The sequence below is a fragment of the Cupriavidus sp. Agwp_2 genome (assembly GCF_040784895.1).
In the GTDB taxonomy this organism is placed as follows: Bacteria; Pseudomonadota; Gammaproteobacteria; order Burkholderiales; family Burkholderiaceae; genus Cupriavidus.
Genome location: NZ_CP088085.1, coordinates 362,282 through 385,520, shown reverse-complemented (window position 1 = coordinate 385,520; position 23,239 = coordinate 362,282). Strand labels below are relative to the sequence as shown.

Below are 23,239 nucleotides of genomic sequence, written 5' to 3'. Positions count from 1 at the left end.
GACGACCCATTTATGAAAGTACGCGTTTTTACCCTGTTGTGGCTCGCCGCCATGGCGAGCGGCGGTATGCTGCCCCCCACGCAGGCACACGCCAGCGTGTTCGACGATGAGCAGGCGCGCAAAACGGTCATCAACCTGCGCGACCAGTTCAACAGCTTCCAGGCGACGGCGACCCAGCGCATTGAGCAGAACAGCCGCACCACACTCGACCTGCAGAACCAGCTCGAAGGCCTACGCCAGGAAGTCGCGCGACTACGCGGCCAGAACGAAGTGCTGCAGAACACGGTGGCGACGCTGCAGAAGCAGCAGAAGGACTATTACGCCGACCTGGATGCGCGCCTGAAGAAGTTCGAGCCGCAGCACGCTTCGGTCGAAGACCGCCAGGGCACGTCGCAGCCGGGCGAGAAGCCCGAATACGACGCCGCACTCAAGCATTTCCAGGCGGGCGACTTCAAGAGCGCCGGGAATTCGTTCTCGTCGTTTATCAAGAAGTATCCGCAGAGCCCGTACCTGCCACTGGCGCAGTACTGGCTCGGCAACTCGCTCTACGCGCAGCGCGACTATAAGGGGTCCACCTGGGTGCTTCACAAAATGATCAATGCCAACCCGACGCATCCCAAGGTGCCGGACGCCATGATCGCTGTGGCCAATAATCAGTTGGAGTCCGGCCAGAAGGATGCCGCGCGCAAAACGCTGGAACAGGTGGTGGCCAAGTATCCAGGTACCGAAGGCGCGCGTGCGGCGAACAACCGGTTGAAGACGCTGAAGTGAGTGGGGCGGCTTCCAGCCGGCCGCAAGGCGAGCGTCCGCTCGCCGGAGATCCCAGCCCAGTCCGGTCCGCGCAGTTGGCATTGACAGCGGCTACCTTCGGCGGGCCGGCCACCGGCGCCGCCAGGATGGCAGGTTTGAAGTGATCGTCGGAAAGTCCCTGCGGGATCAGGATGGCGGGCATAGTTTTGCCTACGTGCACAAACTGGAGTGCCGACCGGGCGATCCTATGTGGAATTTCCTTCTTCGTGAGGTGTGCAACCCCAGTCAGCCGGTGACCTATCTGTCGGACGGCGGGGAAACCGTACGGTTTGCCCAGCTCGGTTTTGGTGACCGCGGTGAGTACGTTCTCGATTGGTTCCACATCGCCATGCGGGTACAGAACCTCGAACAGATGATCAAAGGCCGGCCGGCCCACAGGTGGCGATGGGCACCGACATCGAGCCGGTGCCGGTGACAGGGTTGGCGGCAAACTTCTCCCAGATGCCGCGAATCGCGCCCCCGCCCTTGGGTAACGAGATCGACGGTGCAGCCGGGCGATGTGTCTGCTGATTGGCTGCGTTCTCTCCCGCTGTGGCGCCTGAATTCATCGCAGGCTCTCCCCGTTTATTGCATCTTGTTTTTGCACGGGGAGGCGCACTCAGGCGGATCCGAGCAATTGTTGGAGCGTAGAAGCCAGCAGCCGAAATGCAACCGCACGCGAATTAAGGCAGATGTGCACGAAATTTTTACCCAGTAGCAACCCCTAAAGGGTTCGCGTAGGAGCAATATCGACCACTGACACCGTCCCGCAGCGATCCCGAATACCCGGGATACTTGCGGAAGTGGCGTTGGATTTCCTAGCCTTGGATGGGATCGGCCCGATCGCGCGCCCAGAGTCGGGCCGGACGATCCCGATCCACACCGTTCCCAGGAGGTCGCATGCGCACAGATCCATGCCGCCGGGCCACGATCGCCACCTGCCTCGCGCTGATGTTCGCGGCCTGCGCGACGCAGCGGGACAGTCGGGACAGTCGGGACAGTCGGGACTCGCCGCGTGCACGCGTCGAGCCGCCCTCCGCGGCGGTCACGGCGGCCGTCGCTGAGTTCAAGGCGCTCGATCCCGACGCGTCGTTCGGCTTCGTCGGCGCCCACGTGGACGGCTTCTCGACCACCGCGAAGCCGCAGGTGCCCGACTATGCAATCGGCGTGCTCGCGGGACTCGGCCTGCCGACCACCGCGCGGCCGGTGCGCAAACTGCTCGCGCCGGCGCGCGGCGCGCTGCCCGCGCTCGACCACGATGCGAGCGACCGCGCGCTGCCCTTCGTCGGCGAGCCGCGCGCCGAGGCGACAGCATCGGCTGGTGCGGGCGACGGGGCCGATGCACGCACAGACGGCTACGAGCCGACGCGCGAGGCCCGCACGCAGCCTTCGCTGTTCCCCGAGCGCATGGTCGAGTGGGATCGGCCCGACGCCCGCGTGCTCACGCTCGAGCGGCGGGCGGCCTTCCCCATCGCAGCGGCGTTCCTTGCACGGCACGCGCGGCTCTTCGGCGTCGACCCGGCGGCGCTCGAAGGCAGTTTGCGTGTGGCGCAGTACCAGTCGTCGGCCTACTTCCGCAAGCTGGTGCTCGACCAGTTCGTCGGCGACGAGAAGGTGCTCTACGGACGCACGCTGGTGCACTTCGACGGCAACTGGAACGTCATCGGCATCAGCCGCATGATCGTCACGCCCGACAAGCTGCGGCTGCAGCCGGCCAGCGCGAAGGCGCGCGAAGGCATCGATCCGCAGGTGGCCACGCGCGCCGCGACGGCCGCGCCCGCGCAACGCGACTGCCAAGGCAAGCCGGCGCGGGCCGTGCGCACCGAGCGTGCGGTCGACATCGTGCGCGGGCTCCGTGTCTACGACGTGGAGGTGGCGTCGGTCGACGGCGACTGCCACTGGCGCACGATCGTCGACGCCGCGAGCGGCAAGGTGCTGAACGTGACCGACCTCGTCGACCGAGCCTTCACCGATGCGCAGGTCAACCGCTGGCGCTATCCGGGCGGCAACCTATTCACGCCGCAGCAGATGCGGCGCGCGTCAAGGTAGATGTCGCCTCATTCATGCAGCCAAACGCTGGTTTTCGGCGCCTGGCTTAATACCGGGGGGCACGGCAATCTCGCGCTCCGGATTGAGCGTGACAGTGTCGATTGGCGACCAATCTCGAGTGTTGCATGACCAGCGACGCGGGTTGCGCTCACGGGCCTGAACATACAGCGCGTGGCGCGCGGCGAGAATTTTGTCGTCTTGACCGGCGTGGCGCTGTGCCGGGCTCACGTAGCGGATGCCGCTGTGGCGGTGCTCAAGGTTGTACCAGTGGACGAATTGCGCCGCCCAGGTGCGCGCCGCGGCCAGATCGGCAAAGCCCTTGGACGGGAACTCCGGACGGTACTTGGCCGTGCGGAAGAGGCTTTCCACAAACGCGTTATCGTCGCTCACGCGTGGGCGCGAATACGAGGGCTTGACGCCCAGCCAGTGCAACATCGCCAGCACCGTGGTGGCCTTGAGCGTGGCGCCGTTGTCACCGTGCAGCACCGGCTTGGCCGCCATGGCGTGAATACCCTCGGCCAGCGCCGTACGCTTGACGAGATGTGCCGCGTGGTCGGCGTCGTCGCGATCGTGGACCTCGAAGCCCACGATCTTGCGGCTGTACACGTCCAGGATGAGGTACAGATAAAACCAGCGCCCGGCGACCTCGGCCGGCAAATAGGTCATGTCCCAGCACCACAGTTGGCGCGGCCCCGTGGCCACGTGCGTGGTGGGTGGGCGGCTTTGGCGCGGTGCCTTGGCGCGTCCTCGATGACGGGTCTGCCCATGGGCGCGCAGTACCCGACCAAAGCTCGATTCGCTGGCCAGGTAGACACCCTCATCGGCCAGCATAGGCACGATGCGCGCCGGCGGCATGTCGGCGAAGCGCGGCTCGTTGGCAACGGCCAGAATGCGTTCGCGCTCCTCGATGCTCAGCGCATGCGCGGGCGTGGGCCGCTCGGCCCCGGGGCGGCGGTCGCCGACCACCAAGCCATCGTGGGCCCTCCAGCGTTGCAGCGTGCGCACGGTTATGCCTGCTACCTCGCAGGCCAGGCGCAGGCGAGCACCGCCTGCGTGAGCGGTTTCGATATGGCGGACCATCGTTTGGCGATCTTCCAGGCCGATCATGCGTCCTCGTCCTTGTCCTTCGGGAAGATCCCCTCGAGCTTTTTTGAGAGTATCAACAAGGCCGCGGCTTCGGCCAGGGCCTTCTCCTTGCGGCGCAGCTCGCGCTCGAGTTCCTTGATGCGGCGCCGATCGGCCTTTGTCTCACGATGGGTGGCACGCGCATCCTCGGGCTCAGCCAGCGCCTGCGTGGCGGCAGTGCGCCACTGCTCCAACTCCTGCGGATACACACCGTTCTCACGGCACCAGGCGTTCTTGCTAGCCTCGTCCATTGCAGCCGTTGCCAGCACCGCCTCAAACCTGGCCGCCGCTGTCCATGCCCGCTCGCGAGCGGGCATGGACATGGCGTCTGCACGCCAGCGCTCCAGCGTGGCCACTGCCACACCCAATTCCCTTGAGACCACTTCCACCGCCGCACTCTCCGGCGGTAACAACCGTGCTACCGCCCGGTCCTTGAATTCTTGTCCGTAACGAGCCACTTCTATCTCTTATCGCCCCCAGGGTTCAAATTCTATCGGGGCGACATCTATTCTGCCGCGGGGGGGATGGTGTCGGGCGGCCAGTACACGCGCAACGACCGCCGCCTGGAGCACGACTTCTTCTACGTGATGAACGACCACCGCTGCGAAGGCGCGGCCGAGACGTCCTGCGGCAAGACGGGGTTCGCCACCAACTGGTGCTCGAGCGCCTACGGCACGACGAGCGGCAACTCCTTCATCCGCGCGACACGACGCACCGACCGCGACTTCTCGAGCTACTTCCCCGGCGGAGCGAGCGAGACCTTCGCCGAGACCAACGCCTACTACTGGGCGCGGCAGTTCGTGCAGTGGCTCAAGCCCTCGCTCGACGCAATGGGCGTGCTGCCGTCGTCGGCGAGCGACTTCCCTCGCGTGCTGATGATCTCCGATGCCTGTCGTTCGGGCTCGGTGCACAACGCGTCGTTCGCCGTCAGCACCGACGACGACAAGGGCGAGGGCACGAACGTGATCCGCATCGCGCACCGCAATCCCTCGGGGTCGTCGAACCACAACGCGGCCTGCGAGGGAGGCGGCTGCTTCGACAATCCGAGCAACCTGCACCACGAGCTGAACCACTTTTTCCTGCGGCGCTACTACGACGTCGGCTCCGACCTTGACTGTGACGGCGCGAACCAGCTGAAGTTCATCCACGAGGGGGCGCTCGGCACGGCGGTGCCGCAGGCCTTCTGGCATCGCTACTACGGGGTCGGCTACAGCCCGTCGAGCACCGACCTGCTGTACTTCTCGCACTCGGACACTGGGCGCGTGCACACCAGCGACGCGAACCGCATGACGGTCGGCGGCTTCCTGTGCGTCAACAACACCGGCGACTCGTATGCCGCCGGCCGCGTGGTGGGCCAGGCGCTGTGGGAGTTCTATCACGGCATCAAGGTGTCCGGCGCGGGCCAGAGCGGCACCTGGCACCCGACCACCGACACGGACTTCAATTGGATCGTCTACTGGGCCGCCGACCTGCTGGCCGCCTCGACCTACAAGGACCGCTACGAGTACGCGAACCGGCTGATGGAGATCCTCGACAAGCACACGAACTGGTCCAGCGACGGCAAGCGCGACTACTGCGAGATCTTCGAGCACCACGGGCTGCGCGACTTCATCAACGCGGACTACTGCAGCTGAGACGACGTGGCCGAGCGCGGTGGCTAGGAATTCGACGAAGGCCCGCACGTGGGCCTTCGTCTGTTGGCGCTGCAGGTAGGCAGCGTACTCGTCGCGAACCAGGGTACCTTGCCAACATCGCTCGTTGCCGTCTTCGCTGGTACCTCCCAGTAAGGCAATCGGGTACTGCGCGCCTCGACCAATGCAGAAGTCGTAGATCGGAGGTGATCGTGCTTTTGCTGCGAGATGATACGCCGGCGCACGAAGTCCTCTTTGAAATCAATAGTTAGGGGTCATCGTACTTTTCATGAAAAAAATGGCGGTACCAGGCCGCAGACCAGCCTGGAGCAAGGCTTTGCGGCGCAATGCATCACGCGCTGCCGGAGTATTTGTAACCTATTGATTTATAATCTGTTTCCGCTGCATACCGCCAGAAAATGCACGGAAAGTACGATGACCCCAATAGGCTCGCTAATGAGCCGCTCACAATGCGATAGATCCCGGCAAGAACTACGTACCTATGCCGCCTCGCGCTTCCATGGCGTCGGCTTCGGTACCGTGCACGGCCCTTCTACCTCGACGCTTGCAAAGTCCGCAGGGCCGACAACCTCCAGATATTCCATGTCCTCTGAATAGTCGAAGAGATAGTGCCGGATTCCTGGCGCCTGATGGACGCAATCGCCAGCGGCAACCAGGGTCTCTCGGTCCTCATACATAAAGCGCGCCCACCCTTTGAGCATGTACACGATGTGAAACTCCGCCTTGTGGACATGCCAACCAGTGCCATCCTCCGGCGCATTTTTGGCGCGAACCAGTTGCGCGATTACTCGGCCATTCGTCGCCTCGGCAATGCCGAGATCGCGATATCCAAAGAAGTCACGAAGGCCCTCGCCGCGAAATTCCGTGTCAGTCGGAAGAACGTGTGAAAAATTGGTTTCTATCTTCGGTTGCAAAACTTATCTCCTTAGGTGAGGTCACTCCGCGATGCGGCTTTTCAATACATGGGTGTATGTCGGATACGTTAGGGTCATAACCGGACATCGTTGTGCCCTTGTGGGACATTTTCATGCAGAGCCGCGGTCTCGTTACCCATAGCTGAATACCCCGCGGCCCGCTTTCCTGCCAAGTCGACCGGAGGCAACAAGTTCGCGCATAAGCGGAGCAGCGCGATACTTGCTGTCCCCGGTGTCGGTCGCCAGGACTTGCATGATGGCCAAACAGACATCCAGACCAATCAGGTCGGCCAACGATAGGCGGCCCATTGGATGATTCGCACCGAGCCGCATGCCTTGATCGATCTCCAGTGCTGATGCAACGTTCTCGCCAAGGAGGAAGAAGGCTTCGTTGATCATTGGGATCAGTAATCGGTTCACCACGAATCCCGCGCTATTCTTGACGAGGATTGGTGTCTTGCCGAGCGCCTTGGAGAGCGCCAGAGCTCGGTCGCATGTACTATCAGCCGTCTCGACCCCTTTCACGATTTCCACCAAGGGCATGACCGCAACTGGATTGAAGAAATGGATGCCCACAAACTGCTTGGGTGCGCCAATTTCGCTCGCCAGCGAGGTCACACTCAAGGAGGATGTATTTGTTGCAATGAGCGCCGATGGCTTTGCGATTGCGGAGATGCGTCGCAGTATGGTGCGCTTGAGTTCCGCGGCCTCCGTCGCAGCCTCGACTACTACATCGGCGTTCACCAAATCGTTGTAGTCGGTTGAAAACGCAATCCGCGTGGTGGCTGCCTCGGCAGCCTCGGAAGTAATCGTTCCTTTGTTGACCAGTCGTCCCAAGCTCTTCTCGATTTCCGCTTTTGCCTTGTCGATGGATGCATTCATGACATCGATTGCTATGACTCGGAAATCAGCCAGCGCGGCAGCTTGCGCAATACCGCTTCCCATTGTTCCTGTACCGACAATGCCAACAAACTCACACGCTTCCATAAAAACAACCTCGCTATTCATAGGGGAAAGTGGATATCCGCGCCGTGCCTCTGTTACTCGCGTGGAGCGCACGCCGAAATGTTGGCGATGCTGGTGAGTTGCGTGCACGGACGGCAAGCATTTCCACTCGGTGCGCACGTTGCCCTTGCCTCGAATCCTTAAGGCCAAGGCGCTGACGGTCGAGAGAGTTCCGGCTGGCCAATCAATTTGACGGCAAAGCCGCGTGGCGCGGCGATTGCCTAAGGCATGGGAGAGGACGGCCGCGCGGTGCCGTGAAGGAGCACGCAGCGACGTAGGCAGGCCGTCCTAATCGAAGAGAAGGAGTTTCAGTCCTGCAGCGCAGTTCCGACGCGCAAGGCGCTTTTGGGGAGGGCAAAGAGAATTGCCAGGCCTCCGACAACCATGATGCCAGCGATCACGTAGATGCCATAAGTCAGGTTGCCAGTCTGCTGCTTGATGAACCCGAGCAACGTTGGGCTGACAAAGCCGCCGACGACGCCAATTGAACTCACCAGGCCGATTCCTACTGCGGCCGCTTCCTTGCGCAGATAAGTGGGCGGAATGGCCCAGAAAGCTATGCCGGCACCGAACTGGAAGAAAGCGCCGAAGCAGAGGACTGCCAGACTGGCGGTCAGCGACGATTGAAGCCAAGTAGTCGACGCCAACGCGGCTGCTGCAACAATGAGAGCACCGCCGACGTGCCAGCGCCGCTCCTTGAACCGGTCCGAGCTGCGCGTCAGCAATAGCACGCCCGCGCCGGCGCAAACATATGGGATCGCTGAGTACCAGCCGATCTGCGCGACATCGCTGACACCGAGCCCTTTGATCATGGTCGGCAGCCAGAACGTGAAGGTGTAGTTCGCGCAAGCAGTGGCGAAATAAATCAACGCCAGCAGCCAGACGCGTGGATCAAAAAAGGCTTGGCGGAATTCTGCGCCCACCCCTGCATGCGTGCTGGGGGATCCTGATGCGTCGGCACTGAGAGCCCGTTGGACCAGGTCCTGTTCGGGGGCTGTCAGCCAGGGGGCATCGGCGGGCTTGTTCTTCAGCAGCAGGAAGCATGCGATGCCGAGAAAGACCGTGGGCAATCCTTCGAGCAGGAACATCCATTGCCATCCGGCGTATCCCGCGACGCCATTCATCGACGACATGATCCAGCCTGACACCGGGCCGCCGATAATGCCCGCTACCGGGATGGCGAACATGAACATGCCCGTCACGCCGGCACGGCGGGTGCTGGGGTACCAGTAGGTCAGGTACAGGATGATGCCGGGGAAGAAGCCCGCCTCGAACACGCCCAACAGGAATCGCACCACATAGAACTGCATGGGAGTCGTCACAAACATCGTGGCCGCTGATGTCAGTCCCCACAGAACCATGATCCGCAGAATCGTAACCCGTGCGCCAATGCGCTCCAACAGAAGGTTGCTGGGTACCTCGAACAGCAGGTAGCTAAGGAAGAAGATGCCTGCGCCGAGGCCGTACACGGCATCGGAAAATCCCAGATCTCCCTTCATCTGCAGTTGTGCGTAGCCGACGTTGATACGGTCCAGGAACGCCAGCAGATAGGACAGGAAAATCAGCGGCAGGATATGCAGCGTAATTTTCCGATAGACCCGATCCTCGGACAGGGCATGTCCATTGGCATCGGAAGTCAAACCGACTTCGATGTTTGGGGTAGCAGGCATGTTGTCTCCATACGTTCTATAAGTGACTGGCAACGCCATTTTTCTAACGCATGGCAGCCCACGCTCTCGTGGAGAGGCGCTGTCATGCTTGTGACGTGAAAAAGGGCGCAATCAGAGATGGGTCAAAGGACCACCCGATCCCGGCCTTTGAGTTGCAGGATCTCTCGCGCTTCCGCCGGGGTGGCGATGTCGAACGAAAGTTCCTCGAGAATGCGACGGATCTTCCGGACCTGTTCCGCGTTGGTCTTCGCCATCACACCTTTGCCTAGGTAGATGCTGTCTTCCAGGCCAACCCGGACATTGCCGCCCATGATCGCTCCCATCGTCAGCAGCGACATCTGATGTCGGCCGGCGCCAAGGATGGAGAACTCGTAGTTCTGTCGGCCAAAGAGCCGGTCGGCAACAGAGCGCATCGTCGTCAGGTTCTCGGGGTCCGGGCCAATGCCTCCCAAGATTCCGAAGATGGATTGGATGAAGAACGGCGGCTTGATCAGACCCTCGTCCACGAAGTAGGCAAGGTTGTAGAGATGGCTGACGTCGTAGCACTCAAGCTCGAACCTGATTCCATGCTCCCCCAAGTCTTTCAGCACGTGCGTGATGTCCTTGAAGGTATTGCGGAAAATCAGATCATCCATGCCTTCGATGAAAGGGCGCTCCCACTCATGCTTCCAGTTGGTGATCTTCCTGGCAATCGGATGAATCGAAAAATTCATCGAGCCCATGTTGAGAGAGCACATCTCCGGCTTGGCGCGCAGCGGATAGGCGAGGCGTTCATCCAGCGTCATCCGCGTGCTGCCGCCGGTCGTGATGTTGATCACGGCGTCGGTGGCTTCCGCAATGCGCGGGACGAACTGTTGGAAGAGGGCCGGGTCTGGCGACGGCCGTCCGTCGATTGGATCTCGGGCGTGTAGGTGAAGAATCGCGGCGCCGGCTTCTGCGGCCTCGATCGCTTGCTCTGCAATCTGGTGTGGCGTGATCGGAAGGTATTCCGACATCGTCGGTGTATGCATGGCGCCGGTGACTGCGCAGGTGATGATTACCTTCTTGCTGGCTTTGCTCATAGTGACATCCAAGGTGTTTGGTCGATGGTCAACCTTCGAGTGCTGCGATCAAATGCACAGCGAGGGAGCGACGAACCTCATCAGCCGACTCTTGCGTCCACTCACGCAGACCTTTGCCGCTACGCATGCCTGTATTACCTTGCTCGAGAAGTTCGTCCAGAAGGGGCGAAGGTTCTTGGGCGCTATCGAGGTCGGGAAAAATAATCTGATGGACGTTTCGGGTAAGCTCGAGGCCAACAAGGTCTGCGTTTTCTATCGGTCCGAGCACGGGGAGCCGCATGCCGAAGCTCTGCTTCACCACGATATCAATCGTTTCGGCATCACAGACGCCACGGTGGACAAGTGAAATGGCTTCCCGCCACAGCGCGTGCTGCAAGCGGTTTCCAATAAATCCCGGAACATCCTTATGGACTTTGACCGGGCATTTGCCGACGCTTCGCAGAATGTCGAACGTCTCGTTGAAGACAGAGTCGGCTGTCCGCTCCGTCCGGATGACTTCGACCAGCGGGACCAAGTGGGGTGGATTCCACCAGTGCGTGCCCAATAGTCTTGCCTTGGCCGCGTCGCTCAGGCTGCGGCCGATTTCGGTGATCGGGATCACAGAGGTATTGCTCGCAAGAATCGCATCGTCCGGAGCCGCGGCAGCGATTTCCTGAAAAAGACGCTGCTTCAGCGCAATGCGTTCTGGCGCCGCTTCGATCACCAGGTCAGCAGTAGCCACCGCCACGGAAAGCTGCCTTTCCAGTCTGATCTTGTTCAAGACCGGCTCGGCCTTGATGCCCATCTGGGCAAGATTGTTCGCGATATGACCGGGCGCCTGATGAAGCACATCTTCATTGGTGTCGGTCAACGTAACGCTGTGGTTTGCGCTGGCAAAGACCTGCGCGATGCCGTGACCCATCAGGCCGGCGCCTATGATGGCCACGTTGAGGAATTTATGCACGACTGTCTCCAGGATTCTCATGTCCTGCCGCAAGGACCGCGGATCAGGCTGTGCGCTAATACTAGGGAGCGACGACTTGCCTGGTAAGGTCCTTTTCGGACATATTGGTGTCCTGAACAGACACAGGAGACCGGCATGGCGGCTCGACCACCCTTGCTGAACGACCGGATTTACGCGCCATACAAGATTGAAATGTTGGTCGAGGTGATGGAGCGCCAAGGCTATTCCGCGGCAGATTGCTTAGAGGGCAGCGGCCTGGAGGTGGCGGACATTCACAACGCGGAGACTCAGACGTCCGTCCGTCAGTACCTGAGGGTCTGCCAGAACGCCGTGCGACTGTCCTCGGATCCGGCAACACCGTTTGAAGTGGGTCTCGCCATGCATCTTTCCGCATACGGGATGTACGGTTATGCGCTGATGTGCAGCGAAACGGTGCGCGACTTTTTCAACTTTGGGGTCAAGTACCACAGGCTGGCCACCCCCACACTCACCATCCAGTGGCGGGAGAATCCGGAAGCCGCGGTGTGGGTGTTTCCGGATGCCTTCATCACCGGACCATCACCGGAGTTGCGCCGGTTCCTGATCGAGCAGCAGTTCGCGCAGCATGTCACCCATCTTAAGGACATTGCTGGCGCTGGTTGCCTTCCCGTGGAAGCGCGCTTTTCCTACCCTGCGCCGGCCCATGCAGCGCTCTACCAGACGTATCTCAAATGTCCCTGCTTGTTCGATCAGGAACAGTGCGAACTCGACTATCCGCGCACGATACTTGACCAAAAGCCGCAACTCGCGCACAGGTTGACATCAACGCTGCTCCAGGACACATGCGACCGCCTTATCGGTCAGACAAAGACCTCTAGTGGTACGGCAGGCGAGATCTATCAGTTGATGATGCGCACACCAGGCCAGTTTCCGTCGATGGACGAAGCGGCTGCCGCGTTGCATATGACCACGCGGACGTTAAGGCGCCACCTGCTGACCGAAGGTATATCGTTCGTTGAGATCGCCGACGACGTCAGGTGTTCGTTGGCCACCGAATACTTGCGAACGACTGAACTGAGCATTGAGGACATTGCCGTGCTCACTGGGTTCAGCGACCCCGCAAACTTCAGGCGAGCGTTCAAACGATGGACAGGAAAGAGTCCAGGCGAATTCCGCTCTTGAGAACCCTTGAACTTTCCTTACGCTTGTCGCCCACGGGTAACACGCCAAATCACCGCCAGGGCGTTGGGCCGTCTGCCCTCGCGTTGGCCGGATCTGTCGCATCAACGTCGTCGACCGCTTCCCGCACCGTCAAGAACTCGGGGGCATGCCTGCCGGACGGCAATCACCATCCCATCGCGGCGCCCGCCGGTTCCCGGTTGTCGTGCGCGCCCGTCATGACGCCGCTGGCCGGATCCACGACGATCGCGGTGACCGCGTTCGATACAACGTTTGCCTTGTCGGCAGTGAACTTGTGGCCCATGCGCTCGAGATTGGCGCGCGCGTCGGGCGGAATGGCCCGGCCTTCCACGTACACCGTGTCCGGCAACCATTGGTGGTGGATGCGGTCGGCATCCACGGCGTCCTTGACGCTCATCCCATAGTCGACGACGTTCAGGATTGCCTGGACGGTGCCGCTGATGATCCGAGGCCCACCCATAGCGCCCACGACCATGAACACCTTTCCGTCCTTGAGGATGACGGTCGGTGTCATGGAACTGAGCGATCGCTTCTCAGGCGCAATGGCATTAGCTTCCCCCTGGATCAGGCCGAACGGATTTGGCGAGCCGACCTTGGCCGTGAACCCGATCATCGTGTCGTTCAGGAAGAAGCCGGTGTCGCCCGCCACCTTGCCGGTGCCGAAGCGCAGGCCCAGCGAATAGGTCACGGACACAGCATTGCCCTGGCGGTCTACCACCGTGTAGTGGGTGGTGTTCGCGGACTCGCGCGTGGGCGCAATCCCCTTGACATTGCTGGACAACTCGACGCGATCCGGCTGGATCTTGTCCCGGATCTGCTTGGCGTACGCCTTCGAGGTTAGTCGCTCGATGTCGTTCCTGACATAGCGAGGATCGCCGATCTCGAGGTTGCGATCGGCATAGGCGTACCGGAAGGTTTCGATTAGGTAGTGCAGGCTCTGGGTTGACTGGAAACCAAGCTTCGCCAGCGGAATCCCTTCGAGCACGTTGAGCGTCTCGCAAAGGGACACTCCGCCGGAACTCGGCGGTGCGGCCGAGATTACAGTGTAGCCGCGATACGTGCAACGTACCGGCCGGTACTCCAGCGCACGATATTTCTCGAAATCCGCCTTCGCCAGGATGCCGCCGGCTTCCTGGCTGGCCCGCACGGTTTCGTCGGCAATCCATCCCTGATAGAACACGCTCGGCCCCTGCTTTGCGATGGCGGAGAGTGTCCTGGCCAGCGCCGGCTGGCGAAACCGCTGTCCAACTGCATACGGTTCGCCGCCATTGAGAAAGTACTTCGCGACGTAGCGATCGGTTTTCGCAAACTGCTTGAGCATGTCGCCCATATGCACGACGTCATCCCACTGCGTGAGGACGTAGCCGTCACTGGCGAGTTTCACGGCCGGCTCCACGAGGGGCTTGAGCGGCATCGTGCCGAACTGCTTGCGCGCGTAGTCGAGTCCGGCGACGGTGCCGGGCACGGCCACACCCGACCACATCCTGGCGCCGGAGTCGTTGGCGACGGCGCCGTTTTTGTCCAGGTACATGTCGCGCGATGCGGCAAGCGGTGCGGCCTCGCGGAAATCGATCATTGTTTCGCGCCCATCCGCCATGCGGACGACCATGAAACCACCGCCGCCAATGTTCCCGGCGTTAGGCATCGCAACGGAGAGCGCATAACCCACGGCCACCGCGGCGTCCACCGCGTTGCCGCCGTGGCGCAGCACGTCGAGACCGATCTCCGTGGCCAGGCGGTGCCCGCTCGCCACCATACCGTGGCTTCCTGCGGCGGGGTCGGATGAAATCGCGAACGCGGAACCGGAGAGTGCCGTCGCAAGGAAGGTTACCAGTAAATGATGCCTAGCAGGAATATTCATGTTGCTTCTCATTGTGAATGCCCGACGGGTGAATCCATCGGGTCGCGAAGATGCAGGGTGCGCGTCGCCGTGACGCGGGAATGAGCCACGGGCTGAAAATGGAAGGGGAATTACCGACCTCTGCCGTCCTGATGGACGTGCGGGCGTGGATGCGTCTCCGTGTGTATTTTTTTCTAGCTTACCAACCGGGCGTGCGGTTTTGTGTGAAAATTTGGCCTCTTAGCATTCTGCTGTGGAATGCAGATGAGGTGAGACATGGCTCTTCGGCGACTCAATCCCCCGCTGCATCTGCTGCGAGCGTTCACTGAAGTGGTGCGTTTCGGTAGCGTCTCGCGCGCGGCGGAAGCACTGCATCTGACGCAGAGCGCGGTCAGCAAGCAGGTGCAGGAGCTTGAGCGCTGGATCGGAGTGGATCTGTTCGAGCGCAGCCACAAACGGCTGACGCTGACGACGGCCGGGGAGCACTACAACCGGGCCATCGTCGCGGTGCTGGCCGGCCTGGAGTCGGCGACGCTGGAGGCCATCTCCAGCCAGACGGAGGGTGGGACGCTGAACCTGTCGGTATTCCCGACCTTTGGCGCAAAGTGGTTGATCCCCAGGCTTCCGGATTTCCAGCGCAAGCATCCCCAGATAACGCTGCGCTTCGTGCCGCATATCCACGCATTCGATCTGCAGCGGTCGGACTTAGACTGCTCGATCGTGTTCGGCGATGGGAATCTGCCGGATACGAACTGCCACTACATCGATGGCCGGGACGTCGTGATCATCGCCCCGCCGACGGAAACGGCTCCGCCGGTCGAAGCTGTCGCCAGCTACTTGCGCCAAGGCACCTTGCTGCATCACGTCGCGGTTCCCGACGCATGGCTGCAATGGCAGGAGCACCACGGCATTGCCGGATTCGACGCACTCGTGGGGCCGCGCTTTGACCAGTTCGAATCGATGATCCGTGCGGTATCCGTGGGGCTTGGTCTGGCCCTGGTGCCGCGCTGCCTGGTGCGGGACGAGATCGCAGCCGGGATCGTTAGTGAAGGGTTTCCGGATTCTGCAATGGGCGGGTATCAGAGCCAGTCCGGCTACTGGCTGTGCCACACCAGCGCACGGAGCCGCATGCCGCAACTGATGGCGTTCCGTGCCTGGCTACTCGATGATGCGAGGCGGGGAGCGGTAGCAAGCTGATCCCCCGGCTGGCCGCGTTGCGGTTGCCGAGGGTTGTGACGCCGTTGGCGCACGCACGCCCCAAGTGCATGTCAGAGACTTCCGTCCTGGCACGCGACTGGTTCGGGCAACTCGAGGTGGGACGCTTCCGTTGCGGATTTTCATCCACCAGTGCGCCCATTTCCAGTAAATATATCTGCCGGTTTCCATCGTGGTCCGAACCCACGTCAGACGCGCCTGCTATTGCCCGACGGCGTTCGCGACGTATAAGCATACCCAAACTAATGACCGTTGCCCGAGTCCGCGGCAGTTTGAGGCTGCACAGCAGACGCTTGCCGGCCAAACGGCAATGTCCGGGTCTTGCCGGGAGGCGCCGCCGTCTCCCGGCAAGGTTGTAACTAGGCGTTTACGTCAACAAGAACGCGGCCCTTCAGCTTCCCGTCAAGCATCTGGTCTGCAGCATTCTTGACCTCCTCAAGGGATACGGAAGTGGCAGAGATACCTTCAAGCATTTCAAAAGGCAGATCGCTGACTACACGACTCCAGGCGGCAATGCGATCCTGCGTGGGCAGCATCACCGAATCCACCCCAATAAGATTGACGTTTCGCAAAATGAACGGCATCACCGTAGTCGGTAGGTCTGCACCGCCCGCGAGGCCACAAGCCGCCACCACGCCGCCATACTGCATTTCGGCAAGAACGCGAGCCAAAACCTTGGAACCGACGGTATCGATCGCGGCAGCCCAACGCTGCCCTTCCAGCGGCCGTGGCGAGTTTGCCCACTGCGGGCCATCCGCGAACTCGGCAGCGCCAAGCGTGGCGACATAGTCATGCTTCGCCGGATCGCCAGTCAGAGCAGCGACCTGGTAGCCGAGCTTCTTCAGAATCGCGACTGCGACGCTGCCTACGCCTCCGGCCGCACCAGTCACGAGCACCGTGCCAATGTCCGGCCTAACGCCTGCGCGTTCAAGCGCATTCACGCACAGCATGGCAGTAAAACCCGCCGTCCCCACCATCATCGCCTGTCGCGTAGTAATCCCCTCCGGCAGGGGAACAAGCCACTCACTCTTCACTCGCTGGAACTGTGAGTAGCCTCCCCAGTACTTTTCGCCGACGCTCCAACCCGTAAGAACTACCTTCGTGCCAACCACGAATTGAGGGTTGGATGACTCAACAACGGTTCCGGAAAAATCAATACCGGGCACGAGCGGCCACGACTTCACGATCTTGCCACGGCCGGTCACAGCAAGTGCATCCTTAAAGTTGAGCGTGGAGTACTCAACCTTAATAAGGGTGTCTTCGCTGGGCAGCGTATCGACGGAAAGGTTCTCGATGGTGGCCACGGTCTTCGCATCCTCCTCGCGAAGCATCATTGCGCGGAATTGGTCAATGCTCATGTTGTAAATCTCCTTGGGTAGGCCCTCTTCTAAGAGCCATTGCATAAATCCGACTGATCTCAAGAAAGTTAAGTTGCGTCTCTGGGCTTCCCGAGTTTTGAAAGACAGGTCACCAGCTCGCTCACCGAGATGCCCGGGCGGCTTGCGGCGATTCGCGACATTCCTCGCCTGGTCTGTCAATGCGCGGATCCGCGACGCATATGTCCGACCACGCGGGCGCCTTTCCCGCTTCTGCGTTGCTCGTTCGCATCTGGTAACCCGCTACAGCACAAGCTCGATCAACCTCGGCCCACCAGCGTGAAGCGAGCGGGTGAAGGCCGCGTTGAAATCATCCATGCTTTCCGCGCGTTCGGCCTCCACACCAAAAGCGTTGGCCATACGAGCCCAGTCAATGTCTGGCCGGTCAAGGCTCAACAGATCGTTTGCCGTGTGTGACACGCAGGCGCCCACGCGGATCATCTCGTCGAACAAGATGGCGTAGCGCCTGTTGGACAAAATCACCGTTGTCACGTCCAGCCGCTCGCGAGCTTGCGTCCATAGCGACTGCACCGTGTAGAGTGCTGAGCCATCGGCCTGCAGGTTGACGACCCTGCGACCGGGACAGGCAATCGCTGCGCCGGTGGCCATGGGCATGCCTGATCCGATGGCACCGCCAGTAAGCTGCAGCCAGTCGTGTTGCGCCGCATCTCCCATGCGGGGGAAGAGACTGCGCCCGAAACTCACGCTCTCATCAACAACGATGGCCGCCTCGGGAAGTAAGGCGGCTAGCGACTGGGCAAGGGCAGCTGCCGTCACCTCGCCCGATGCGGGGAGCACCTGATCCGACGGAAATGACTTGGCAGACGGGCCTGGTTCGCAGCCAAGCGCTATCGCTAGACGTACCAGCGCGTCGGAAATGTCTTCCTCCACGTGGGCAAGAGCGGCAATCTGGATGTTGTGCCGCTCAGGCCGGGATAGTCCGTCCGGACCTGCGAATGAGAACACCGGTCGGCGCGCACCGACCAGCAGCAGCTTGTCGACGCCAGCCATCGCCTCGATGGCTGCGGCGGGCGCATAGGGAATGCGCTCCACCGCTGGACGACCACGCCCACGTTCGATGCGTGCAATGGCGCTTTCTGTCATCAGTCGCGCACCAGTACGCCGCGCGATTGCGCCCGCAAGCGCGAGGCCCTCACCGAACAGAGCCTCGCCACCGAGCAAGAGCACGGTTCCGGCCCCCAGGGCTGCCCATGCTGCACCTTGCTCTATGGCCGACGAAGTGACCGAGGGCGCGCGAGCTTCGGTGAGTGAACCCGCAGGATTGGCGCCTTCCGACCAGCAGACATCTGACGGAAGAATCAGGCTGGAAATAGCCTTCCCCGGTCCTATGGCTGCGGCCACTGCCGCCGCGCCATCGCCAGAGACTGCATGGACATCGAGCACCGTGCGGGTCCAAGAGGAGACCGAGCGCGCAAGGCTTTCAGTGTCGAAGGCGAGCGGCGGAGCTGCTGGCCGATGGGCGTGCGACAAATCGCCGATGAGGTTAACGACCGGTGTTCGCGCACGGCGGGCGTTGTGCAGGTTGGCGATGCCGTTAGCCAGTCCTGGCCCGCAGTGCAGCAGGGTTGCTGCCGGCCGGCGTGCCATGCGCCCGTAGCCGTCCGCTGCGCCGGTCGCAACACCTTCGGCCAACACCGGAATGCCACGCATGCCAGCCACGCAGTTCATGGCTGCGACGAAGTGCATCTCACTGGTTCCCGGATTTGAGAAGCAGGTGTCGATACCCATTGCACATAGCGTGCGAAGCAATGCTTCGGCGCCGTTCATTTCACGTCTCCGGGGTAGGGCAAGAGCTGCATCATTCGAGCTTTAGGCCGAGCTTTTGTACAAGCGCCTTCAGCGTCGCGGTCTCCGATCGAAGTACGTGAGAAAATTCGGTTGGCGTGCTGCCGTGGGCCGGCATGCCGCGCTCTTCGAGTTGGGATGCGAACCAAGGCAATGCGAGCACAGTGGCCACCTCGTCGTGCAGCATTTTCACGATGGCAGGCGGAGTCTTCGCGGGCACCAGTAGCCCGAGCCATGACGGCATGCCGATTTCAGGGTAGCCGGCCTCGGCAATGGTCGGGGTCCCGGGCGATATGCGAATTCGCTTTGGTGACAGAACAGCAAGCGCTTTCATCTTGCCGGCGCGCACCAACGGCATCAGCACCGCCGCATTGTCGAACATGAACTGAACCTGCCCAGCCATCATGTCATTCCATGCTGGCGCACCGCCCTTGTAGGGTACGTGGGTAGCTTGTATGCCTGCGGCGGCGCAAAACTGCGCCCCATAGATGTGGTTGGTCGTGTTGTTGCCGTAGGAGGCGTAGTTGAGCTTGCCAGGGTTCGACTTGGCATAGCTGACAAGCTTGCCGACCGATTCCACTGCAAAGTTAACGTCGGCCACCAGCATGAAAGACCCTGAGACAACCTGTGTAACCGGTTGGAAGTCCCTGAAAATATCATAGGGAAGCGACCGGACAGTCGCGGTCGCAATCGTCAGTTCCGACGGCGCACCGAACAGAATGGTGTAGCCATCCGGGGTCGAGCGTGCGACCTGCTGCGCACCAATTCTCCCGCTAGCACCAGCGTGGTTCTCGACAATGACTGTGCGTCCAAGACGTTGCCCCAGCTGATTGGCGAGAAGCCGCGCCACCACGTCGGCGCTGCCACCAGGTGGCCACCCGACGATGAGCCGAACAGGCTTTTCGGGCTGCCAGCCAGATTTCTGTGCGATGGCGGCAACGGGTGCCAGCATGAGCGCGCTCAATGCATGGCGACGGCGAAGTGAAAATGTCTTCACTGTCATATGATGTCTCCTTCTCTCCTTACTAGGAACTCTCTAGGGCGTCACGAAATCTAGCCCTCAGCTTCCATTTCAGCAATCATCGAATTAGCACATTTGCGTTCGAGAAACGAGAACGCGAGCAGTATTAGCAAGCAGACTAATATGCCCGGGTTTCGTCTCCACCCTCCGTCAAGATCAAACTGCCATGTCACGCGAATCCTTTGTTCCTTTCAAGCATCCGCTCTCGCTGCGCTACTTCTTCGAGGTAGCCAAGGCGGGGTCTTTCCGCAAGGCATCGGCGCAAGTGCATGTCGCTGCGTCGGCGATCAACAGGCATGTCAAGCACCTGGAGGAAACGATGGGTTCACAGCTCTTTGAGCGGGGCCGCGGACGCGAAGGATTGCGATTGACAGCGGCTGGCGAAATCCTGCTCTACCGCCTCAAGCGAGCTATGACCGAACTCGGAGCCGCTGGAAGCGAGATTGACGCACTGCAAGGCCTGCGGCGTGGCATCGTGAACTTCGGGGCCAACGAAGGCATCTGGCGCGAAATACTCCCAGGGGTACTCACGCAGTTCCGTCGCGATCATCCGGACATCCAATATCACGTTGTCACAGCGCACTCGCCCCGTTTGGTCGAGATGGTCCTAGCTGATGAGATCGACTTTGCATTGACCTTCAACCCTCCCCCGCACGAGGGCCTGGAACTCGCGGCCAAACTCAACGTCGGGGCATGCGTGATGGTGCGGCGAAATCACCCCCTAGCGTCGCGAAGCGCGCTTCGACTGTCTGACTGTGCGCAATATGACCTAGTCATGCCGGACGAGTCGCTGGCCTTGCGCGGCTCGCTAGACACGATGTTTGCGCAGGCCGGAATAGCGCCCAAGATTTCGCTTACGACGAACTCATATGAAGTGATGCGTTCTGCAGCAGAGGCGGGGATTGGTATTGCCATACTCACACAGCAGGTGTTCGTGCCAAACATGAAGTCCTCGCCAGTCGTCTATCTGCCACTGCGCGGGGGCACTATCTCGCCGCAACTTCTCGCGTGCTGCACACGGCGCGGCCGCACACTGTCGGCAGCGAGCGCCACCATGCTGGGACGTATCGCAAACGTACTCGAGTCAGGCATCTAAACTCGCTGGCCTATGCTTTACGTTCTCGAAAGGAGAACGCATAGGTCATAAAACAATGCTTGTCGATGTCGGCCCCGGCCTCTAGATTTCCTCACTGCCGCGGATGTCCCGCGAACGAAAGAAGGAGATCACCATGCCAAGGGCCATCTTGCTTAGCAAGCCCAATAGCAGAACAGAAGCCGTCGTGAGCGCGTTGCCGGAGACGGAATTTCCTGACGCGGAGAATCGGCTTCGCATTGTGTACGCGTCAATTGCCTACAAGGACACATTGGCAATCGAGTGGGGTGAACCCGTGGTCCGACAGTGGCCCATGGTGCCGGGTACCGAAGGCGTTGGCGTGGTTGACAACGTGAACGCCTGAGCGGAGGCCCCGATGACTTTGAACTCATTGCTGAACCCATCGTCGGTCGCTATCGTCGGCGCATCGTCGCGCACAGGCGCCCTCGGGCAGCGTGTCTTGAACAACTTGGTATCCGGCGGCTACGAAGGACGCATATACCCCATCCACCCGAACGAATCTCAGCTGGCGGGACTAACGTGCTATGCCACACTGGATGCTCTGCCTGAGCCCCCTGAATGCGTGGCCATCGCTCTTGGCGCTGACAAAGTGCTGCCAGTCCTCGAGCAGGCCGCCGCGCGCGGCGCCAAGGCCGCCGTGGTGTTCGCCAGCGGCTTTGCCGAGACCGGCGTGCAAGGTGAAAATCTCCAGCGTGCGTTGGCTGACTTTTGTCGGCGCAGCGGTATGAAGGTCTGCGGCCCCAACGTGCTCGGTGTACGAAACGTGCACCGGGGCTTCGCCCTCTACAGCGCGCCGCTGTCCGCAGATGCGCCACGCGGCGGCGTGTCGATCGCCGCGCACTCAGGCTCGGCTTGCATTGCGCTTAGCAGCACTAGGCGCTTCGGGTTGAGTCACGTGATATCGATGGGCAACAGCGTGGGCTTGGATATCGAGGATTACCTCGATTATTTTGTCGATGACCCTAGCACGAAGCTTGCATGTTTGTTCCTCGAAACCGTGCGGCGACCTGACCGGCTGGCCGCAGCCGCCGTTCGGATGCGCGCTGCCGGAAAACCCGTTATCGCCCTCAAGGTGGGACGAACCGCCATGGGTGCTGCCGCTTCCGCGGCGCACACGGGCTCGCTGGCGAGCTCGCATATGGCGGCCAGCGAGTTCTTCAAGCAGGCCGGCATCGTCGTGGTTGACGACCTCGACGAGTTGATCGAAGCCTGCGCGCTGTTCGACACGCTGCATAAGGCGCCCGTGAACAAGGGCTTGGCGGTCATCAACATCAGCGGCGGCGAAGTGGCGTTGACCTGCGACCTGGGGCAGGAACTCGGGTTGGACCTTCCGCCGTTGGGAGCGGCAACCATAGAAGCGTTGACGACAGTGTTGCCGACCTTTGCCACTCCTGCCAATCCGTTGGATGCCACGAGCGCCGCGCTGGCTGACCCACAGGTCTATCATCGCTCAATGCGCGCACTGCTCGACGATCCTGCGATCGGCCTAGTGGCCGTATCGCAGGACTGCCCTTCGGGTCTAAGCGATGGCGCCGCCCACAGCTACCGCAAGCTAGCACAGTCGACCGTGGAGGTCGAGCGAACTACTACCAAGCCCGTAGTTTTCTACAGCAACGTCGCTGGCCCGCTGCATCCCACGACGATCGAGCCGCTGCACGGCACGGAAGTACCGGTACTTCAAGGAGCGCGCCCTGCGCTGGTAGCCATCCGCGCGTACCTCGACTGGCATCGGTGGACGGCCGTCCCCGTCGCCCAGGCCCCTGGCGTGGAAGCGCAGCCTGTGTGGCACAAGCGCTTGGCTGACGGAGCACCGATGTCGGAGAGCGAAGCAAAGCGCTTCCTGCAAGATCACGGTGTGCGCACGACACGAGAAATTCCCGCAGCTACTGCTGATGCGGCGGCCCGGGCCGCCGAGGATATTGGATTCCCGGTGGTGATCAAGGTCGATTCGGCCGACATCGCACACAAGAGCGACGTGGGCGGCGTGGCGGTGTCACTGAACAGTGCGGCAGCTGTGGAGCAGGCTTTCGAGCGGATCTTAGAGAGCGTGCGCCGGCACCGGCCTGACGCGAAGATCGACGGAGTGGTCGTGCAGGAGATGGTGAGCGGCGGCGTTGAAGTCATTGTTGGCACAGCGCAGCACCGCCCGTTCGGGCCTGGCATCGTCGTCGGCGCTGGTGGAGTGTTAGTCGAACTAATGAACGACAGCGCCTTTTCACTCGCGCCCGTGAGTGCCGAACGGGCACGCCAGTTAGTCGGACGCACACGCGTCAGCAAGTTACTCGAGGGCTATCGAGGGACTGCGCCGGCGGACAGGCAAGCCTTAGAGACGATGGTCGCACGCGTTAGTGACATTGCCCTGGCCTATGCCGACGTCATCGAAACCATCGAGCTCAATCCCGTCGCCGTGCTCCGAAATGAGCAAGGCTCTTGTGCGCTTGACGCACTGATCGTTCCCTGCAAACACTGAAGGCGAGAAC

General features: G+C 61.3%; 19 protein-coding genes and 1 pseudogene. 9 read left to right on the top strand and 11 right to left on the bottom strand.

The window, feature by feature from the left end:
- Positions 1–12: 12 nt before the first annotated feature.
- Both ybgF and LPA45_RS31995 read left to right on the top strand, forming a co-directional pair.
- A complete protein-coding gene (gene ybgF / locus LPA45_RS32000; RefSeq protein ID WP_317925510.1) occupies positions 13–771 on the top strand; it encodes a tol-pal system protein YbgF in 759 nt (252 codons plus the stop codon).
- Positions 772–823: 52 nt separating this feature from the next.
- Positions 824–1,180 (top strand): annotated as a pseudogene (locus LPA45_RS31995) (ISKra4 family transposase); the annotation flags it as partial.
- On the opposite strand, the gene LPA45_RS31990 reads toward LPA45_RS31995, so the two are convergent.
- On the bottom strand, positions 1,167–1,358 hold the full coding sequence (locus LPA45_RS31990) for a hypothetical protein (RefSeq protein ID WP_317925508.1): 192 nt from the start codon (positions 1,356–1,358) through the stop codon (positions 1,167–1,169). The pseudogene LPA45_RS31995 and the gene LPA45_RS31990 overlap by 14 nt on opposite strands.
- A 331-nt stretch (positions 1,359–1,689) precedes the next feature.
- Here LPA45_RS31990 and LPA45_RS31985 point away from each other — a divergent pair, with 331 nt between their 5' ends.
- A complete protein-coding gene (locus tag LPA45_RS31985) occupies positions 1,690–2,838 on the top strand; it encodes a hypothetical protein (RefSeq protein ID WP_367395343.1) in 1,149 nt (382 codons plus the stop codon).
- A 12-nt stretch (positions 2,839–2,850) separates the two neighbouring features.
- Here the strand turns inward: LPA45_RS31985 and LPA45_RS31980 are convergent.
- Positions 2,851–4,421 (bottom strand): IS3 family transposase gene (locus LPA45_RS31980; RefSeq protein WP_317925915.1). Its coding sequence is split into 2 segments (ribosomal slippage): positions 2,851–3,992 and positions 3,992–4,421, totalling 1,572 coding nucleotides; the frame shifts between segments, so codons are not numbered across the junction.
- 66 nt (positions 4,422–4,487) lie between these two features.
- Here LPA45_RS31980 and LPA45_RS31975 point away from each other — a divergent pair.
- Positions 4,488–5,597, top strand: coding sequence for a hypothetical protein (locus LPA45_RS31975; protein ID WP_367395342.1), 1,110 nt, complete (start codon positions 4,488–4,490; stop codon positions 5,595–5,597).
- A gap of 497 nt (positions 5,598–6,094) precedes the next feature.
- Here the strand turns inward: LPA45_RS31975 and LPA45_RS31970 are convergent, their stop codons facing one another.
- The 5 genes from LPA45_RS31970 to LPA45_RS31950 form a co-directional block, all read right to left on the bottom strand.
- Positions 6,095–6,529, bottom strand: coding sequence for a cupin domain-containing protein (locus LPA45_RS31970; protein ID WP_317925531.1), 435 nt, complete (start codon positions 6,527–6,529; stop codon positions 6,095–6,097).
- 132 nt (positions 6,530–6,661) lie between these two features.
- Positions 6,662–7,537 carry a 3-hydroxyacyl-CoA dehydrogenase NAD-binding domain-containing protein gene (locus LPA45_RS31965; protein ID WP_317925532.1) on the bottom strand — a complete coding sequence of 292 codons (876 nt, stop codon included), beginning with the start codon at positions 7,535–7,537 and terminating at the stop codon, positions 6,662–6,664.
- Between the two features lie 305 nt (positions 7,538–7,842).
- Positions 7,843–9,204 carry an MFS transporter gene (locus LPA45_RS31960; RefSeq protein WP_317925533.1) on the bottom strand — a complete coding sequence of 454 codons (1,362 nt, stop codon included), beginning with the start codon at positions 9,202–9,204 and terminating at the stop codon, positions 7,843–7,845.
- 122 nt (positions 9,205–9,326) lie between these two features.
- The gene (locus tag LPA45_RS31955) at positions 9,327–10,265 is read right to left on the bottom strand and encodes a 3-keto-5-aminohexanoate cleavage protein (protein ID WP_367395341.1); all 939 of its coding nucleotides are present in this window, start codon (positions 10,263–10,265) and stop codon (positions 9,327–9,329) included.
- A 28-nt stretch (positions 10,266–10,293) separates the two neighbouring features.
- Positions 10,294–11,208, bottom strand: coding sequence for a 3-hydroxyacyl-CoA dehydrogenase family protein (locus LPA45_RS31950; protein ID WP_317925535.1), 915 nt, complete (start codon positions 11,206–11,208; stop codon positions 10,294–10,296).
- A 135-nt stretch (positions 11,209–11,343) separates the two neighbouring features.
- On the opposite strand from LPA45_RS31950, the gene LPA45_RS31945 reads away from it, so the two are divergent.
- On the top strand, positions 11,344–12,369 hold the full coding sequence (locus tag LPA45_RS31945) for an AraC family transcriptional regulator (protein ID WP_317925536.1): 1,026 nt from the start codon (positions 11,344–11,346) through the stop codon (positions 12,367–12,369).
- 163 nt (positions 12,370–12,532) lie between these two features.
- Here LPA45_RS31945 and ggt read toward each other — a convergent pair whose 3' ends face one another.
- Positions 12,533–14,248: a gamma-glutamyltransferase gene (ggt, locus tag LPA45_RS31940; RefSeq protein WP_367395340.1), complete on the bottom strand. Its 1,716-nt coding sequence runs from the start codon at positions 14,246–14,248 to the stop codon at positions 12,533–12,535.
- 255 nt (positions 14,249–14,503) lie between these two features.
- Here ggt and LPA45_RS31935 point away from each other — a divergent pair, with 255 nt between their 5' ends.
- Positions 14,504–15,424 (top strand): LysR substrate-binding domain-containing protein, encoded by a 921-nt coding sequence (locus tag LPA45_RS31935; RefSeq protein WP_317925144.1) that lies wholly within the window; start codon positions 14,504–14,506, stop codon positions 15,422–15,424.
- 377 nt (positions 15,425–15,801) lie between these two features.
- Here the strand turns inward: LPA45_RS31935 and LPA45_RS31930 are convergent, their stop codons facing one another.
- The 3 genes from LPA45_RS31930 to LPA45_RS31920 all read right to left on the bottom strand — a co-directional run bounded on the left by LPA45_RS31930 (position 15,802) and on the right by LPA45_RS31920 (position 19,627).
- On the bottom strand, positions 15,802–16,800 hold the full coding sequence (locus LPA45_RS31930; RefSeq protein WP_317925143.1) for an MDR family oxidoreductase: 999 nt from the start codon (positions 16,798–16,800) through the stop codon (positions 15,802–15,804).
- A 261-nt stretch (positions 16,801–17,061) separates the two neighbouring features.
- The gene (locus LPA45_RS31925) at positions 17,062–18,606 is read right to left on the bottom strand and encodes an acetolactate synthase large subunit (RefSeq protein ID WP_317925141.1); all 1,545 of its coding nucleotides are present in this window, start codon (positions 18,604–18,606) and stop codon (positions 17,062–17,064) included.
- A 31-nt stretch (positions 18,607–18,637) separates the two neighbouring features.
- Positions 18,638–19,627, bottom strand: a complete 990-nt coding sequence (locus LPA45_RS31920; protein ID WP_317925139.1) for a tripartite tricarboxylate transporter substrate binding protein — start codon at positions 19,625–19,627, stop codon at positions 18,638–18,640.
- 184 nt (positions 19,628–19,811) lie between these two features.
- On the opposite strand from LPA45_RS31920, the gene LPA45_RS31915 reads away from it, so the two are divergent.
- The 3 genes from LPA45_RS31915 to LPA45_RS31905 all read left to right on the top strand — a co-directional run bounded on the left by LPA45_RS31915 (position 19,812) and on the right by LPA45_RS31905 (position 23,229).
- Positions 19,812–20,741 carry a LysR family transcriptional regulator gene (locus LPA45_RS31915; RefSeq protein WP_317925138.1) on the top strand — a complete coding sequence of 310 codons (930 nt, stop codon included), beginning with the start codon at positions 19,812–19,814 and terminating at the stop codon, positions 20,739–20,741.
- 133 nt (positions 20,742–20,874) lie between these two features.
- Complete coding sequence (locus tag LPA45_RS31910) at positions 20,875–21,102, top strand: alcohol dehydrogenase catalytic domain-containing protein (RefSeq protein WP_317925136.1); 228 nt, start codon at positions 20,875–20,877, stop codon at positions 21,100–21,102.
- A 12-nt stretch (positions 21,103–21,114) separates the two neighbouring features.
- The gene (locus tag LPA45_RS31905) at positions 21,115–23,229 is read left to right on the top strand and encodes an acetate--CoA ligase family protein (protein WP_317925135.1); all 2,115 of its coding nucleotides are present in this window, start codon (positions 21,115–21,117) and stop codon (positions 23,227–23,229) included.
- The last annotated feature ends 10 nt before the right edge of the window (positions 23,230–23,239 follow it).